This window comes from Pseudomonas sp. P105, assembly GCF_032614175.1.
GTDB classification, from domain to species: Bacteria; Pseudomonadota; Gammaproteobacteria; order Pseudomonadales; family Pseudomonadaceae; genus Aquipseudomonas; species Aquipseudomonas rhizophila.
The window spans coordinates 2,967,524-2,981,278 of the sequence record NZ_CP126693.1; the positions used below are offsets into that span (position 1 = coordinate 2,967,524).

8 protein-coding genes are annotated in these 13,755 nt (G+C 62.1%); 5 read left to right on the forward strand and 3 right to left on the reverse strand.

All coding sequences use genetic code 11. The annotated features are described in order from the left end of the window. The first annotated feature begins 156 nt into the window (after nt 1-156). Nucleotides 157-5,259, forward strand: coding sequence for a dermonecrotic toxin domain-containing protein (locus tag QOM08_RS13430; protein ID WP_316913164.1), 5,103 nt, complete (start codon nt 157-159; stop codon nt 5,257-5,259). Nucleotides 5,260-5,347: 88 nt separating this feature from the next. Here QOM08_RS13430 and QOM08_RS13435 read toward each other — a convergent pair whose 3' ends face one another. Beyond that, on the reverse strand, nt 5,348-6,301 hold the full coding sequence (locus QOM08_RS13435; RefSeq protein ID WP_139050345.1) for a class I SAM-dependent methyltransferase: 954 nt from the start codon (nt 6,299-6,301) through the stop codon (nt 5,348-5,350). Nucleotides 6,302-6,513: 212 nt separating this feature from the next. Next, nucleotides 6,514-7,176, reverse strand: a complete 663-nt coding sequence (locus tag QOM08_RS13440; RefSeq protein WP_047226636.1) for a murein L,D-transpeptidase catalytic domain family protein — start codon at nt 7,174-7,176, stop codon at nt 6,514-6,516. A 180-nt stretch (nt 7,177-7,356) separates the two neighbouring features. On the opposite strand from QOM08_RS13440, the gene QOM08_RS13445 reads away from it, so the two are divergent. Continuing rightward, nucleotides 7,357-8,919 (forward strand): murein L,D-transpeptidase, encoded by a 1,563-nt coding sequence (locus QOM08_RS13445; protein ID WP_316913165.1) that lies wholly within the window; start codon nt 7,357-7,359, stop codon nt 8,917-8,919. 6 nt (nt 8,920-8,925) lie between these two features. Here the strand turns inward: QOM08_RS13445 and QOM08_RS13450 are convergent, their stop codons facing one another. Beyond that, a complete protein-coding gene (locus QOM08_RS13450) occupies nt 8,926-9,558 on the reverse strand; it encodes an NAD(P)H-dependent oxidoreductase (RefSeq protein ID WP_316913166.1) in 633 nt (210 codons plus the stop codon). An 86-nt stretch (nt 9,559-9,644) separates the two neighbouring features. On the opposite strand from QOM08_RS13450, the gene QOM08_RS13455 reads away from it, so the two are divergent. From QOM08_RS13455 to nirD, 3 genes are all read left to right on the forward strand, one after another. Then, nucleotides 9,645-10,274, forward strand: a complete 630-nt coding sequence (locus tag QOM08_RS13455) for a TetR/AcrR family transcriptional regulator (protein WP_316913167.1) — start codon at nt 9,645-9,647, stop codon at nt 10,272-10,274. Between the two features lie 495 nt (nt 10,275-10,769). Beyond that, the gene (gene nirB, locus QOM08_RS13460; RefSeq protein ID WP_316913168.1) at nt 10,770-13,331 is read left to right on the forward strand and encodes a nitrite reductase large subunit NirB; all 2,562 of its coding nucleotides are present in this window, start codon (nt 10,770-10,772) and stop codon (nt 13,329-13,331) included. Further along, the gene (nirD, locus tag QOM08_RS13465) at nt 13,331-13,717 is read left to right on the forward strand and encodes a nitrite reductase small subunit NirD (protein WP_316913169.1); all 387 of its coding nucleotides are present in this window, start codon (nt 13,331-13,333) and stop codon (nt 13,715-13,717) included. The genes nirB and nirD overlap by 1 nt, the downstream gene beginning before the upstream one ends. Nucleotides 13,718-13,755: the final 38 nt, after the last annotated feature.

Consider the following 13,755-nt stretch of genomic DNA (forward strand, 5'->3'; position numbering starts at 1 on the left):
TGCAGACCTGTCAGCGACTGGCCATGGAACCTGCAACCCCTTGCAACGGTTGGGCGGTTTAAAAACAAGCTCATTTTGGAGAGGATCGCCCACGCCCCGGCTTAGCGTATTTCAAAATTTCAGATGCTTAATCGACCCCAAGGAAGGAGGTCCATCATGTCCACTGTCGATTCCCATATCGATTTCATCCAGGCCAGGCTACCGGCCTGGTTGAAACAAGCTTCGCGCCACCGCCAAGAGCGTTTCAAGGTCCTTGCCCAGCAATTGCAGCGCGACAGCGATGCGCTGAACGCACGGCTTATCGACCTGCCAGCACCGGAACCCTTCACACTCGATTTGCTACAGGCTCAGCCGCCCATGCAGGCCTGGCGCCCGATCAATGGCCGCGGCAGTGTTTGCGACGCAGTACGGCGGGCAAGGGTCAGGCGCGAGCACTTCGGCCCCTCTCTGTCGGTGGTGGAGGCCGCCATGCGCAACTTTCCTCCTGCTGATGCGGCCACCGGCAGTTCTTTCGATAAAACCGGCGAGCTTTTCATCAAGGGCAAGCCTGGAGAGTTTTACCGTTGGGGCGCGCCGTCAGACACCACAGCATTGCCCACGACCCCTGCCAGTTTTGCCCGAGTCTGTCGGCAGGTGGATGTGGGCGGTGCCTACCAGCGTCTGCTCAAGCAACGCCTGCCGCCTATCGGCGACGAGGTTCCTGTCGTGGCTGACGCCTATATGGCCTACGCGCGCAGTCTGCTCGCCTATGACGCGTACGAGGCGAAGCTGGATGGACGCCTGGACGAGACCGGCGAGCGATTGTTGGCCTATGTCGGGGTGCGGCTCGAAGATCGTCCGGTGGCTTCCCTGGCGTGTGAGGTCAAGGGCCTGGAGGTGCTGTCTGCGCCGTTGTTCGGCGCACGGGTGTATTGGGGGCTGAAAGGGGACGCAAAAGGCGTTCGCCCTGTCGTCTTGCACATGCCCTATGACGTGGTGGCCCCGATCAGGCAATTTCCCAGCCTGCAGGCCATGGCCGCAAAGCTGACCGAACTGGTGCGCAAACGCAGTTACCGCCAGAGCCTGATGCGTTACCTGCCGGTACGCTTGCAGGCCCGCTTAGGTGAGGCCCTGCATGACCAAGTGGAGTGGGAGATAAAAGACAACCTCAACCTTTTCCAGGAAATCCACGCGCGTATTGTGGGTTGGCGCGAAGGTGAGCTTGGCGAGGAGGGTAATCCCCGGCGCATTCGGGTGCCTGTTCCCCATGTCCCCTGGACCCTTAGCGATGTTCGCGAGGATCACTGGAATGATCGCTATCACGAATGGCGCACCCATACCCTGAGCAATGCCTCGGCGCTGATGATCTCGACCCGGGACCAGGACTGGCAGGCATTGCTGGCACGCCTGGAGTATTGGGAAGGCCTTGCCGAGCGTTCACTGATGCTGGCTGTCAGCTTCATTCCGTTCTGCGCTCCCATGGGGATGGCTGCGGCGGCGGTGGGCGGGGTGCGCCTGGTGTATGAGTTCTTTGAAGGTATCCAGGCGCTCAACGAAGGCCACGCGCAAGAAGGCATCAATCACATCTTCAACGTGCTGTTCGGGGTCGCCCAAGGTGCCTATCTGGGTTTCATCGGCGGGGCTGTTGAACCCATGCCCGTGCATGACGGCACGACGCGGCTGTGGAATGGCGATGTCACGCCCTTCCAGGCGCGGCGCATGCCGCCCGTGGAGGCCGAACAGGACGCCTGGGGTGTCTGGCGTACGCCAGACGAGGCGTGGGTGCGGATCGATGGTCGTTATTTCGAGGTGCAAGGCACCGGCGAGGCCCTGGGGCTGCGCCTGCCTGCCGGTCACCGAGGCGTGACCCCGCCTCTGGAGTGGAGTCGCGCGCGTGGCTGGCAATGGGCGCACCGCAATCCCTTGCAGCGAAGCAATCTGGAGTTGCTGCGCAACTTTGTCGAGACGCCCGCCGAGCTGGACGACGCTATGCTCCTGGCCGTACAGCAGCAGGTCGGTATCAGCGAGGCGCATCTGCGCTACCTGCAAGTAGGCGGGCAGCCAATGCCGGCCATATTCGCCGACGCCCTCGCTGAGGCACGCAACTGGCAATGGGTGCAGCAGACCGTTGGACGCTTGCGCGCGGGTGAAGCACCCGGGAGCGCGCACATTCAAGTCACCCAAACCCTTGTGGATTTGCCCGGTTGGCCTGCGGACATGACGCTGCGCTTGCACGATGGCGAGCAGGTTCACTCCGTGGGCGACAGGGCCACCACGCGTTTTCTCGATCTGGACAAAGCGGACCTGGAGCATCATGCCTGGGCGGAGCGTATCCTGGCCGGTCTTCGCGCGGACGAACAGCGCGTGCTGCTGGGGCAGAGTTCTATAGGCCTGCGCCCGGTCGAAAGCAGTCGGTTGTTGGCCAGCCGCTGGGCCGATTATCTTGAGCGCAATGCTACGCAGGTGACGGCTGGCATGGCCTCGTCCACCCGGCTCGATCCGTTGGCCGCGCCGATAGTTCGGGCTTTTTCCGGGCTGCCTGAATCCATCGCCAACGAGCTTGCCCGGCAGTCTCAGGGCCAGGACCGGGTGCGGCTGCAAGCAGGCCGGGTGACGGGACGCCTGGGTAAACAATGCGTAGAAGCTCTGACTGAGCTGCGCCTGACTCGAGCCTTGCGCAACCTTGAGCGGGGTGAAAGCAGCGTGGACCGGGACCGCATTGTCATGGGCCTGCTTGGCAATACGCCGCAACTGCACGGCCGGTTGCACCTGCGGCTGTTGTCGGACAAGTTGTTGGCTCCGCTCGAGGTGGGAGAGAACGGCCCCTTGAAAGTCATCCGCCAGGACGGCGGGAAATACCATCCCTTCGACGAAAGGGGAAATGAGCTGGCTGGGGATTCGAGCCTCGAAGAGGCGCTGCTCAGAGCCATGCCGGATGAGGCCCGCAACGCGCTCGGCTTGAACATCTGGGCGTCGACCAACCTTCGCAAGGTGCTGCTGGAGCAAGCCCTTGGCGATCGCCAGAGGCTGCGTACGTACCTGTCGCTCAAACGCACGGGTAACGACGCAGCTGCCCTGCAATGGCAGAACGGACGCCTGGGTTATCCGCTCAGTGGGCGCGGGAAACTTCCTTTGCAGGGCTGGCGCCACCGTGTGGAAGGGCGTCTTGAACGCCTGTTTCCCTACTATGCCGGGGAATCGCTGGCCAGGCTTCAGCGTAGCCTGGCCGATCAGGCCAGGCGCGAAGGCATCAGCCTGGACACCCTGGTGACCCGGTTGAGCAACGATTGGGCAACGCTGGACGAAGGCCTGCGTCAGTGGGAGGTCCATGAGGGGGTTCATCACCCCGTCGAGAGCGAATATACCCGTGCAGATACCATCGCCATGCGCAGGGAGGTGGCGCAGGAGATCCGTCGCGCCTGGCGCCGTGAGCCGGATCCGCTCAGGGAGGATAGCGAGCTGACTCTACGTCTGTCGGGGTTGAACATCGGCCGGCTTCCTCCCATCAGCGCACGTTTCGAGCATATTGAAGAGCTGACGTTGGCTCATCTGGGGCTGAGCGAAGACCCTTCGAATTTCCTGAGGTTGTTTCCCAATATCGATACGCTGCGCCTGCATGGCAATGAGCTCACCGCCGTGCCGGTAGCGGCGGGTGAGTTTCGCTCTCTGGAGGAGCTGTCATTGGGCAGAAATCCGCTCAATATGAATGCGGACACCTTTGCCCCCTTGATCGGCGCCGACCGTGCTACTGGTTTGCGAGAGCTGCAGCTGTCCGAGGTGAGCAGTGGCTCGGACCCCGTGGCCAGTGCCAATATGGTCGCGGCCATCGGCCGCCTGGCTGAGTTGCCGTCCCTGCGTGAACTCGTCTGGTCCGACAACTTGCATTTCACCCCCCAGGAGCTGGAGGCCATCACCGCTTTACCAGGATTGCAAGCGCTGGACCTGGTTCGTTGTGGCCTTCGTCTGGATGAACAGGGCAGTGCATTCTTGCGTACCGCCACGGCCCTGGAGGATCTGCGCTTGAGCGGTAACAACTGCCGGGAATTACCCGATCTGCCGGAGCTTGCGCACCTCAAGGAGCTGGAACTGGCCAACGCGGGGCTCGATCGGGTACCGGCATTGGCCCTGGCGCTGTTGGCCAGGCCTTCATCCGATCCGATCTTCCTCGACCTCAAGGGCAATCGCATCAGCAACATCCAGGATGATCTGATTCCTGCCCTTGGCAACATGCCGAAGACGAACACCCTTGGGCTCTGGCTCGAAGATAATCCACTGCCCAGCGCCCAGATCCGCGCCCTTCGCGCATTGGACCCCGAGGCCTTTCGCTACACCGTCGATGACTGGCTCCGTGACTTCCCCGACCTCAAGAGTGCATTGGAAGTGGCTCGCGACGATGCCGGAGGGCGACGCTTCATCGATTGGTTCTGCGGCGCCATCCGTGACGCAGACGCCGATCAACCAGGCGGCCTGGCCCTGGGAGATCGTCAGAGGGCTGCCGGTATCCTGCAGTACTACACTGGCTACCCCGACCTTTATACCGAGCTGTCGGGGCGTATCGCAGATTTCGACCAGCAATTGGCCCAACTGCGTACCCGCTTGCAAGCGCGGGTTCTGGATAGGCAAACACCAGACGTTGCCGAGTTGGAGCTGCATTTCCTCATGTTCGGTTCGGTTCAGCGTGCCCGCCTCGAACCCCAGGGCATACACTTTGCGAGGTTCCTGACCAACCATTATGACTATTGGGGCCAGGTGTTAAGTGGCCGATATCCCGAGCTTGTGCAACGCCGGGCCGCGATGACCCGTGAGGGTTTCATCAACTGGCTCAGTGACGCGCAGGACACATTCAACAGCAATGATCAAACGCCCCGCGTAGGGGAACTGGCCTGGCGCCCGTATCTGGGGTTGATGTCTCGCGATTGGCTCGACGGCCTGGCCATCTGGGACACGGTGGAGGAAAACCTGGTGGATGCCTTCAGCGAGCCGGTGGATCCCTCCCATTGGCCGCAGGTATTGCTGGATAACCTGGCGCAACCGGACGCCGACCTGCCCAGCGCCCTGGAGTCAATCACGCAGCCCACCGGGACGATGTGGTATCGGGTGAGGCTCGAGGCCGTAGCGGATGTGAACTGGGCCGCAGGCGAGCCGGTGACGCTCACCGAAGACCAGTTGCGGCGCACCATGGCGATCTACCGTTCGGTCAAGGGCCGGGAAGTCGAGGCCATGGTGCATCGGATAACCACTGGCCTGGTCACCCCTTGGTGGTCGCTGCGACCGCAATAACCTGTGCCGGCACACCTGCCGCGAAGCTGTGGCGAGGGCGTAAATCCCCTCGCCACAGCGCCCTTGCAAAGGGGCGCATCAGGCATCGTTACACGGCGCAGCCATCGTCGCGGGTGAACACCAATGCCTTCAAGCCGCACTCCATATCCGCGTCGGGAAACTCCGGGGGATTGGCCAGGCGTTCCACGAACTTCAGGCCAGGCGCTTCGCGGGTGACGCCGTCGATGAGGAAGTCCGGGCCGGTGGCCGGGTCGTTGCTGCAGGCCAGGACCGTGCCAGTGGCGCACAACAGTTCCGGCAAGCGCCGCAGGACTCGCTGATAGTCCTTGGTCAGCAGGAAGCTGCCTTTCTGAAAGGTGGGGGGATCGATGATGACCAGGTCATAAGGGCCGCTGTTGATCACCTTGCCCCATGACTTGAACAAGTCGTGGCCAAGAAAACTCACCTGGCTCAGGTCATGGCCGTTCAGGCGATGGTTGTCGCGGCCACGACTCAAGGCCGCGCGCGACATGTCCAGGTTGACCACATGCTGTGCACCGCCGGCGATGGCTGCCACGGAAAAACCGCAGGTGTAGGCGAACAGATTCAACACTCGCTTGCCGCTGGCGTTGGCGCGAACCCAGTCGCGGCCGTAGCGCATGTCGAGGAAAAGACCGTTGTTCTGTTTCTTGCCCAGGTCGATCCGATAGCGCAAGCCGCCTTCGACCAAGGTCCATTCGTCCAGAGCCTCACCCACCAGCCACTGGGTAAGGCTGTCGGGAAGGTAACGGTGTTGCACGGCCAGCGTATGGGCCTTGCTCTGTTGCCAGGCCGGGGTAACGGTGAGGGCGAGCAGCATGGACATCAGATCGTCCAACTGCGTCGGCTCAGGCTGCTTGAACAACGAAACCAGCATCACCCCTTGTAGCCAGTCGACGGTGATCTGCTCCAACCCCGGCCAGCAGCGACCGCGGCCATGGAACAGGCGCCGGGTTTCTTCCGGCACCGAGGTCAGGGCCGTCAGTAAATGGGTCTGCAGGGTTTGAAGGGCTTCAGGGTTCATCGGACAAGGCCAGCAATGCGAAAGGCCGGCATTTTAACCAGCCTTTCAGCAGGTGCAATCTGTGGCGAGGGATTTATCCCCGCTGGCTGCAAAGCAGCCCTGCCTGCCAACTCGGTGTGCCAGGAAGATGGAGTCTGCTGCATTGGGGCTGCTTCGCAGCCCAGCGGGGCGGTGCGACGTTTCGCTAAATCCCCTCGCCACAAAGGTGCTACCTAACTGCCGCTAGTAGCCAAAATGCTCGCAACCTGTTGCGGCTGGCAGTTGAGGTAGGCCGAACGCTTGAGCCAGCTCGGGTCCGGGTACCAGGAAAACATGAATTGCCCGTCCTTAAGTTTGTCGATCACCTTGCGCGCCACCTGCGGGCGGACGGCAGGGCAGCCCAGGCTGCGGCCGATGCGCCCCTGACGCACGCTCCACAGCGGGTTCACATAATCGGCGGCGTGGATCACGATCGCGCGGTCGCGGGCCAGGTCATTGAAGCCCGGCTCCAGACCGTCCATGCGCAACGAGTATCCATGGGCGCCCTGATAACTTTCCTGAGTGCGAAACAGCCCCAGGCTCGACTGGAAACTGCCCAGGCGATTGGAGAACTGCGTGGCGAAGTTTTCCCCGGATTTTTGCCCGTGGGCCACCAGGTCGCGCAATACCAGCTTCTTCTGGCGCAGGTCGAAGATCCACAGGCGACGGGCCGTGGAAGGTTGCGAGTAGTCGATGACCGCCAGGTGGCGGGCTGGGCGAGCGCCGTTGGCGACAGCGCATTGCATGGCGCTCAAGGCACTTTTGAGCGCTTGGGGATTGAGTTCCGGCGCCGCGTGGGTGAGGCTGTTGTAAAGCGGCTGAGAATTTCCTTTGTCGGCCAGCGCCGGGCTGCACATCACGCCAAGGCCGGTGATGACCAGGCAGAGTCGGCGCAAGAGGCTTGCTGAAGATGGAAAATTCCCACGGTGGTGTTTGTTTGCGGCATCCCGTCCGATTTGGTTTGTTTGCATGATGGCGGGTCGTACCTGTCGCAAAGTTGACCGTCAACGGGACGGCCATGGATTGGAGTAAAGCAGTTGTTCAAAAAGTCCGCATGTTACCTGAGCCTTTTATTGCTCACTGCGCCATTGGTCGCAACAGCCGAGCAAAGCGACCCGGCACGGGTGCAAACCACCTTGGCCCAGCTGTCGGTCAACTGTCCCGAGCTGGCCGCAGGCGTCGACTTTCCGACGATGATGAGTTTGCAGGCGTTCTACGAGCAAAACGCAGGCCAGGACGTCTGGTCGGACGATGAGCGGCGGATGGCGTTGCAGGCACAGTTGCAGCAACTGGCCGACGACGGACTGGACCCGGCACGCTACAGCTTGCCCGCAGAAGGAACTGCCCAAACCCCCCATTGTGTAGACATCGCCATCAGTCAGCGCTACTTGCAAGCGCTGTATGAGCTGCGTTTCGGCTACCTGCCTCAGGACCGCCTGGAGCCGGTGTGGAAGGCCGACCCGCTGCCGCAGGATCGTCAGGCCGAGGTGTTGGCCATTGCCGGGTCGGGCCTGCAGGACTTGGACGAGGCCTTTGAGCAAGCCCGACCGCGCCTGGCGCTGTATCGCAACTTGCGTGAGCTTTACGCCCGGCAACGGCAACAGCCCTTGCCCGAATGGCAACCGGTGCCCGGCGGCCCGTTGTTGCACCCGGACAAGCGGGACGCCCGCGTACCGGCCCTGGCCCAGCGATTGTTCAGCGAAGGCTATTTCAGCGCACCCCCCGTGATCATCGACGATCACTACAACCCCGACCTGGTGGCAGCGATGAAAAGCTTCCAGCTTCACCATTCGCTGCAAGCCGATGGGGTAGTGGGGCCATGGACGGTGACGGAGCTGAACATCAGCCCGTTCATGCGGCGCGAGCAGTTGCGCGTCAATCTGGAGCGCATGCGCTGGCTGGCCCGGGACCTGGAGCCGGACAGCGTACTGGTCAATGTGGCGGCGGCCCGGTTGACGGTCTACCAGGACGGCGCAGCGGTCTGGCAAACCCGCACCCAAGTGGGCCGCGCGGACCGGGAAACACCATTGCTCAAGTCCCGAGTGACACGACTGACACTTAACCCGACCTGGACCATCCCCCCGACTATCATGCGCGAAGACAAACTGCCTGAGATTCGTCGCGACCCAGAGTTCTTGAGTCGACACAACCTGAGGGTGATCGATCGCGATGGCTTGCCGTTACTGGCCCAGGACATCGATTGGGAGCATCCCGGCGGCCTCATGCTGCGCCAGGACCCCGGTCCGCAAAATCCACTGGGTAAAATGGCGATCCGCTTCCCCAACCCGTTTTCCGTGTACCTGCATGACACGCCCAGCCAGTCACTGTTCAGCAAGGAACCACGGGCGTTCAGTTCGGGGTGTGTGCGAGTCGAACAGGCCATGCAGTTGCGCGACTGGTTGGTGAGCCCGGCTGAACGTCTGCGCACCGACACGCTGCTGGCCAGCGGGCTGACTCATGAGTTCAGGCTGGCCAGACCGGTGCCGATTCTGTTGGGCTACTGGACAGTGCAAGCCGACAGCCAGGGGCAGGCGGTGTACATCCCGGATATCTACAAGCGTGATCAGGTCCTCGCTGCCGCCAAGGGCAGCGTGCTCTGATGGCGGTCAGGCGCACTCGCTGCTGGCTTGAACCTGTGCCGTCTCCTCGCACAGCGGGAACAACCGCCGGCCAAGGTCATAGGCAGCGGCCAGGTGAAGCGCCGGTTCGAGGGTTTCCGAGTCGAGCAAACGTTGGGAACTGACCACCCGGGCGCCGCAGTAATCAAAGATGCCGTGGTCGATTTGCGCGGTCATCGCCTGGCCATAACCGTGGCGCAGGAACGTACCCTCATCAGCCCCGCCCAGGGCCACCAGGTGCACCTGCAGACGCTGCAGTTTTTTGATAAAGGGTTTATCGAGGCTGAAATCGAACGCCCAGCCGTTGGAAAACACTCGGTCGATCCACCCTTTGAGCAATGCTGGCATCGACCACCAGTAAATGGGATACACCAGCACCAGCGCATCTGCGCGGTCGATTCTGGCTTGTTCGGCCAAAACGTCCATGGGCGGTGAGGCCTCGCGGTGGTGTACCGCATGATCGGCGAAACTGAACCGCGGATCGAAGCCTTCGGCGGCCAGGTCGGCGATCTCGAACGTATCGGCGGGATTGGCTTGGCTCAAGCCTTGGGCGATTTTTTTGGCGAGGCCGTGGGTAAGGGAGTGAGAATCGTGATGAGCGACAACGATGAGTGCGTGCATGGCAAAACTCCTCATGGCAATGACCGGTATCAAGCAGGTATGCTTGGTTAAGTTACCTTTAGTAAGTTACGGTTGGTAAAGTTAGCATGTCAAGCCTTGATGAAAATTCGCGATCTTCTGCTGCTCCCCGCCGACGCTTGTCTCGCGAGGATCGGCAACGGCAGCTGTTGGATGTCGCCTGGCGGCTGGTGCGAGAGGAGGGCAGCGAAGCGCTGACCCTGGCCCGGCTCGCCGAACAGGCGGGGGTAACCAAACCCATCGTGTATGACCACTTCACCACTCGGTCCGGGCTGCTCGCGGCGCTCTATCAGGATTTCGATGCCCGTCAGACAGCGCTCATGGACGCCGCCCTGGAAGCGAGCGAGTCGACACTGCAAAGCCGCGCCGAGGTGATTGCTTCTTCGTTTGTCGAATGCGTCCTGCTGCAAGGCCGGGAGATCCCGGGGGTCATTGCAGCGCTGACCAGTTCGCCAGAACTGGAGCGCATCAAGCGCGAATATGAGGCGATTTTCCTGGCCAAGTGCCGAGCCGTCCTGGAACCGTTCGCCGGTACACGGGCCATCACCCAGGCGAGTCTGCGGGCGATGCTGGGCGCGGCAGAAGCCCTGTCCAATGCCGCTGCCACCGGGGAAGTCAGCGCCGCCGAGGCCAAGCAAGAGCTCTTTGTGACCATCGTGGCGATGGTGGATAGAGCCGCCCGCACCGGCGCAACCTGAACCTTCCCCATCGCAAATGGCCCGAGCCCCCCTGTGAGAGCGAGCCTGCTCGCGATAGCGTCAGCCCAGTCACTGCACTTTTATGAAGCCGCAGGCGATGGATCGCACCATGGCAAGGCAATCGTCCGCGCATGGAAGCGTCAGGCGAGCGCCTGTAAGCATGAGGTGACTGGACGGCCTTTTTCACGGGCAAGCCCGCTCCCACAGGGATTTTAGAGGGTTGCAAGCAGCGCTGGGTCTGTGACTTCAGGGCGGCAGACAAAGGCTTGGCACGCTCGCTGCAAGAGGCTGTTCAGGCCCACTGTAAACACATTCAAGTGGGCAACCCCGTCGGTCAACGATGATCGAGAGCCAGCAGGCCGGGGATAACGGTAGATCGGGGCGCAGTCGCCGGATCGATACCGCACAGAACAGGCAAAGACGCCTGGAACCGCAAGGTTTCAGGCGTCTTTTTTTTGCTTTCAAAACCGTGATGGGCTTTTGTCGGGTGCTTTTATGAATTCCAACGTTGCTTCCCTGAACAAGCTGCAAACACTGATCGTGATCGGCAATGGCATGGTCGGCCATCACTGCGTCGAGCAACTGATCGAGCGCGGTGCCCTCAATCATTACCACCTGCATGTGTTCAGCGAAGAACCGATGCGCGCTTATGATCGCGTGCATCTGTCGGAGTATTTCTCTGGCCGTGACGCCGAGTCCCTGGCGCTTGGGCAAGCCTCGTTGTACCAGACCCCCGGCGTCACGCTGCACCTGGGCGTGCCGGTGCTGGAAATTGATCGCGAGGCGCGCCAGGTGGTCACCGCCCAGGCTCGCATCAGCTACGACAAACTGGTGCTCGCTACCGGCTCTTACCCGTTCGTGCCACCGATCCAGGGCGCCGAAGGCGATTCCTGCCTGGTCTATCGCACCCTGCAAGACCTGGACGCCATTCGTGCCGCCGCAAGCAACGCCCGTCGGGGTGTGGTGGTCGGTGGTGGTCTGCTGGGCCTGGAAGCGGCCAATGCCCTCAAGACCCTCGGCCTGGAAGCCCATGTGGTGGAATTCGCCCCGCGATTGATGCCGGTACAACTGGATGAGCAGGGCGGTCTGGCCCTCAAGGCGCGCATCGAGAAGCTGGGCGTCGGCGTGCATCTGTCCAAGGGCACTCAGTCCATCAGCGCCGGTGAGCAGTACCGTTATCGGATGAATTTCGGCGATGACGATTTCCTGGAAACCGACCTGATCGTGTTTTCTGCCGGCATCCGCGCCCAGGATGCCCTCGCTCGCCAGTGCGATCTGCAGATCGGCCCGCGCGGTGGCGTGGTGATCGATGACCATTGCCTGAGCAGTGACCCCGACATCTACGCCATCGGCGAATGCGCAGCCTGGAACGGCAGCATCTTCGGCCTGGTCGCACCGGGCTACCAGATGGCCCGCAACGTCGCGGCTCGCTTGTGCGGTGACAGCGCCGAGCCGTTCACTGGCGCGGACATGTCCACCAAGCTCAAGTTGCTGGGCGTGGACGTAGGTTCCATCGGCGACGCCCACGGCAATACACCGGGGTCGCGCAGCTTCCAGTTCATCGATCAAACCAGCGCCAGCTACCGGAGACTGGTCGTGGACGCCGATGGCAAACGAGTGATCGGCGCGGTCCTGGTGGGCGACAACAGCTACTACGACACCCTGCTGCAATACATGCAGAACGGCATCGCGTTGCCCAAGGAGGCTGCCGGCCTGATCCTGCCGAGTTCCGAAGGTGCACCCATGTTGGGCCCGGCAGCGCTGCCCGCGGCGGCGACCATCTGCTCGTGTCACAACGTCACCAAAGGCTCGATCTGTGCGGCCATCGACAGCGGCTGCACCGACCTTGGGCAACTGAAATGCGATACCAAGGCCGGCACCGGTTGCGGGGGTTGCGCCGCCCTGGTCAAGCAGGTGTTCGAGCACGAACTGATTGCTCGCGGCGTCAGTGTCGACAAGAGCCTGTGCGAACACTTCGCCTATACCCGCCAGGAGCTTTATGCCTTGGTGCGGGTTGAAGGCATCATCAGCTTCGACGAGCTACTGGCCAAGCACGGCCGCGGGCACACCGGTTGCGACTTGTGCAAACCGGCGGTGGGCTCGATCCTGGCGTCGTGCTGGAACCAGCCGATCATGGACCCGTCCCTGGTGCCGTTGCAGGACACCAACGACACCTTCATGGCCAACATGCAGAAAAACGGCACCTATTCGGTGGTGCCACGCATCGCCGGGGGCGAAATCACTGCCGACAAGCTGATTGCCATCGGCGTGGTCGCCAAGAAATACGACCTCTACACCAAGATCACCGGCGGCCAGCGCATCGACCTGTTCGGCGCCCAGTTGCACCAGTTGCCGGATATCTGGGCCGAACTGATCGAAGCGGGTTTCGAAACCGGGCACGCCTACGGCAAGTCGACCCGCACGGTGAAGTCCTGCGTGGGCAGCACCTGGTGCCGCTACGGCGTGCAGGACAGTGTGCAAATGGCCCTGACCATTGAGGATCGCTACAAGGGTTTGCGTTCGCCCCATAAGCTCAAGTTCGCGGTGTCCGGTTGCACCCGCGAGTGCGCCGAGGCCCAGAGCAAGGACGTCGGCGTGATCGCCACCGAGAAGGGCTGGAACCTCTACGTGGCCGGTAACGGCGGCATGCGCCCGCGTCACGCCGAGCTGTTCGCCACCGACCTGGATGACGCGACCCTGATCCGCTACATCGACCGCTTCCTGATGTTCTACATCCGCACCGCCGACAAGTTGCAGCGTACATCGGTCTGGCGCGAAAGCCTGGAAGGCGGCCTGGACTACCTCAAGGACGTCATCATCGAAGACAGCCTGGGCCTGGGGGCCGAACTCGAAGCCCAGATGCAACTGGTGGTCGATCGTTATGAATGCGAGTGGGCCAACGCCCTCAAAGACCCGGACAAGCTCAAGCGCTTCCGCACCTTCGTCAACGACGGTCGCGGTGATCCGGATGTTCATTTCGTCAGGGAACGCGGCCAGCGCCGGCCGGTTCACGCCCACGAGCTTCACCTGATTCCCGGTACCGAGGAGGTGCTCTGATGAGCAAGTCAAACGTCGTTCGTATCCCCACCCGCAACGCGGCCCAAAGTCCCGTGCAATGGCGTGCCCTGTGCAGCCGCGAGGATCTGGTGCCCAACTCCGGCGTGGTCGCCTGGCACGACGGCAGCCAGGTGGCGCTGTTGTACCTGCCCGAACAGCAGGACAAACCGCTGTACGCCATCGACAACCGCGACCCCAAGTCCGGGGCGAACGTGATCGGTCGGGGGCTGTTGGGCAGCATCAAGGGTGAACTGGTGATCGCATCGCCCCTCTACAAACAGCATTTCCGCCTGGAAGACGGCCATTGCCTGGAATACCCGGAGCAGCGTCTGCGGGTGTGGCCGGTGCGCCTGAATGGTGATGTGGTGGAGATTGGCGAAGACTGATCCGCCTCTGACCCCGGCGCCACAACGAATCAGGCAAT

Bases quoted from the DNA above. Each gene is read 5' to 3' on its own strand.
- QOM08_RS13440 (WP_047226636.1), bottom strand. From the start codon at position 7,176: ATGTGCAGCCCGGCGCTGGCCGACAAAGGAAATTCTCAGCCGCTTTAC.
- nirD (WP_316913169.1), top strand. From the start codon at position 13,331: ATGAGCAAGTCAAACGTCGTTCGTATCCCCACCCGCAACGCGGCCCAA.
- QOM08_RS13450 (WP_316913166.1), bottom strand. From the start codon at position 9,558: ATGCACGCACTCATCGTTGTCGCTCATCACGATTCTCACTCCCTTACC.
- QOM08_RS13435 (WP_139050345.1), bottom strand. From the start codon at position 6,301: ATGAACCCTGAAGCCCTTCAAACCCTGCAGACCCATTTACTGACGGCC.
- nirB (WP_316913168.1), top strand. From the start codon at position 10,770: ATGAATTCCAACGTTGCTTCCCTGAACAAGCTGCAAACACTGATCGTG.
- QOM08_RS13455 (WP_316913167.1), top strand. From the start codon at position 9,645: ATGTCAAGCCTTGATGAAAATTCGCGATCTTCTGCTGCTCCCCGCCGA.
- QOM08_RS13430 (WP_316913164.1), top strand. From the start codon at position 157: ATGTCCACTGTCGATTCCCATATCGATTTCATCCAGGCCAGGCTACCG.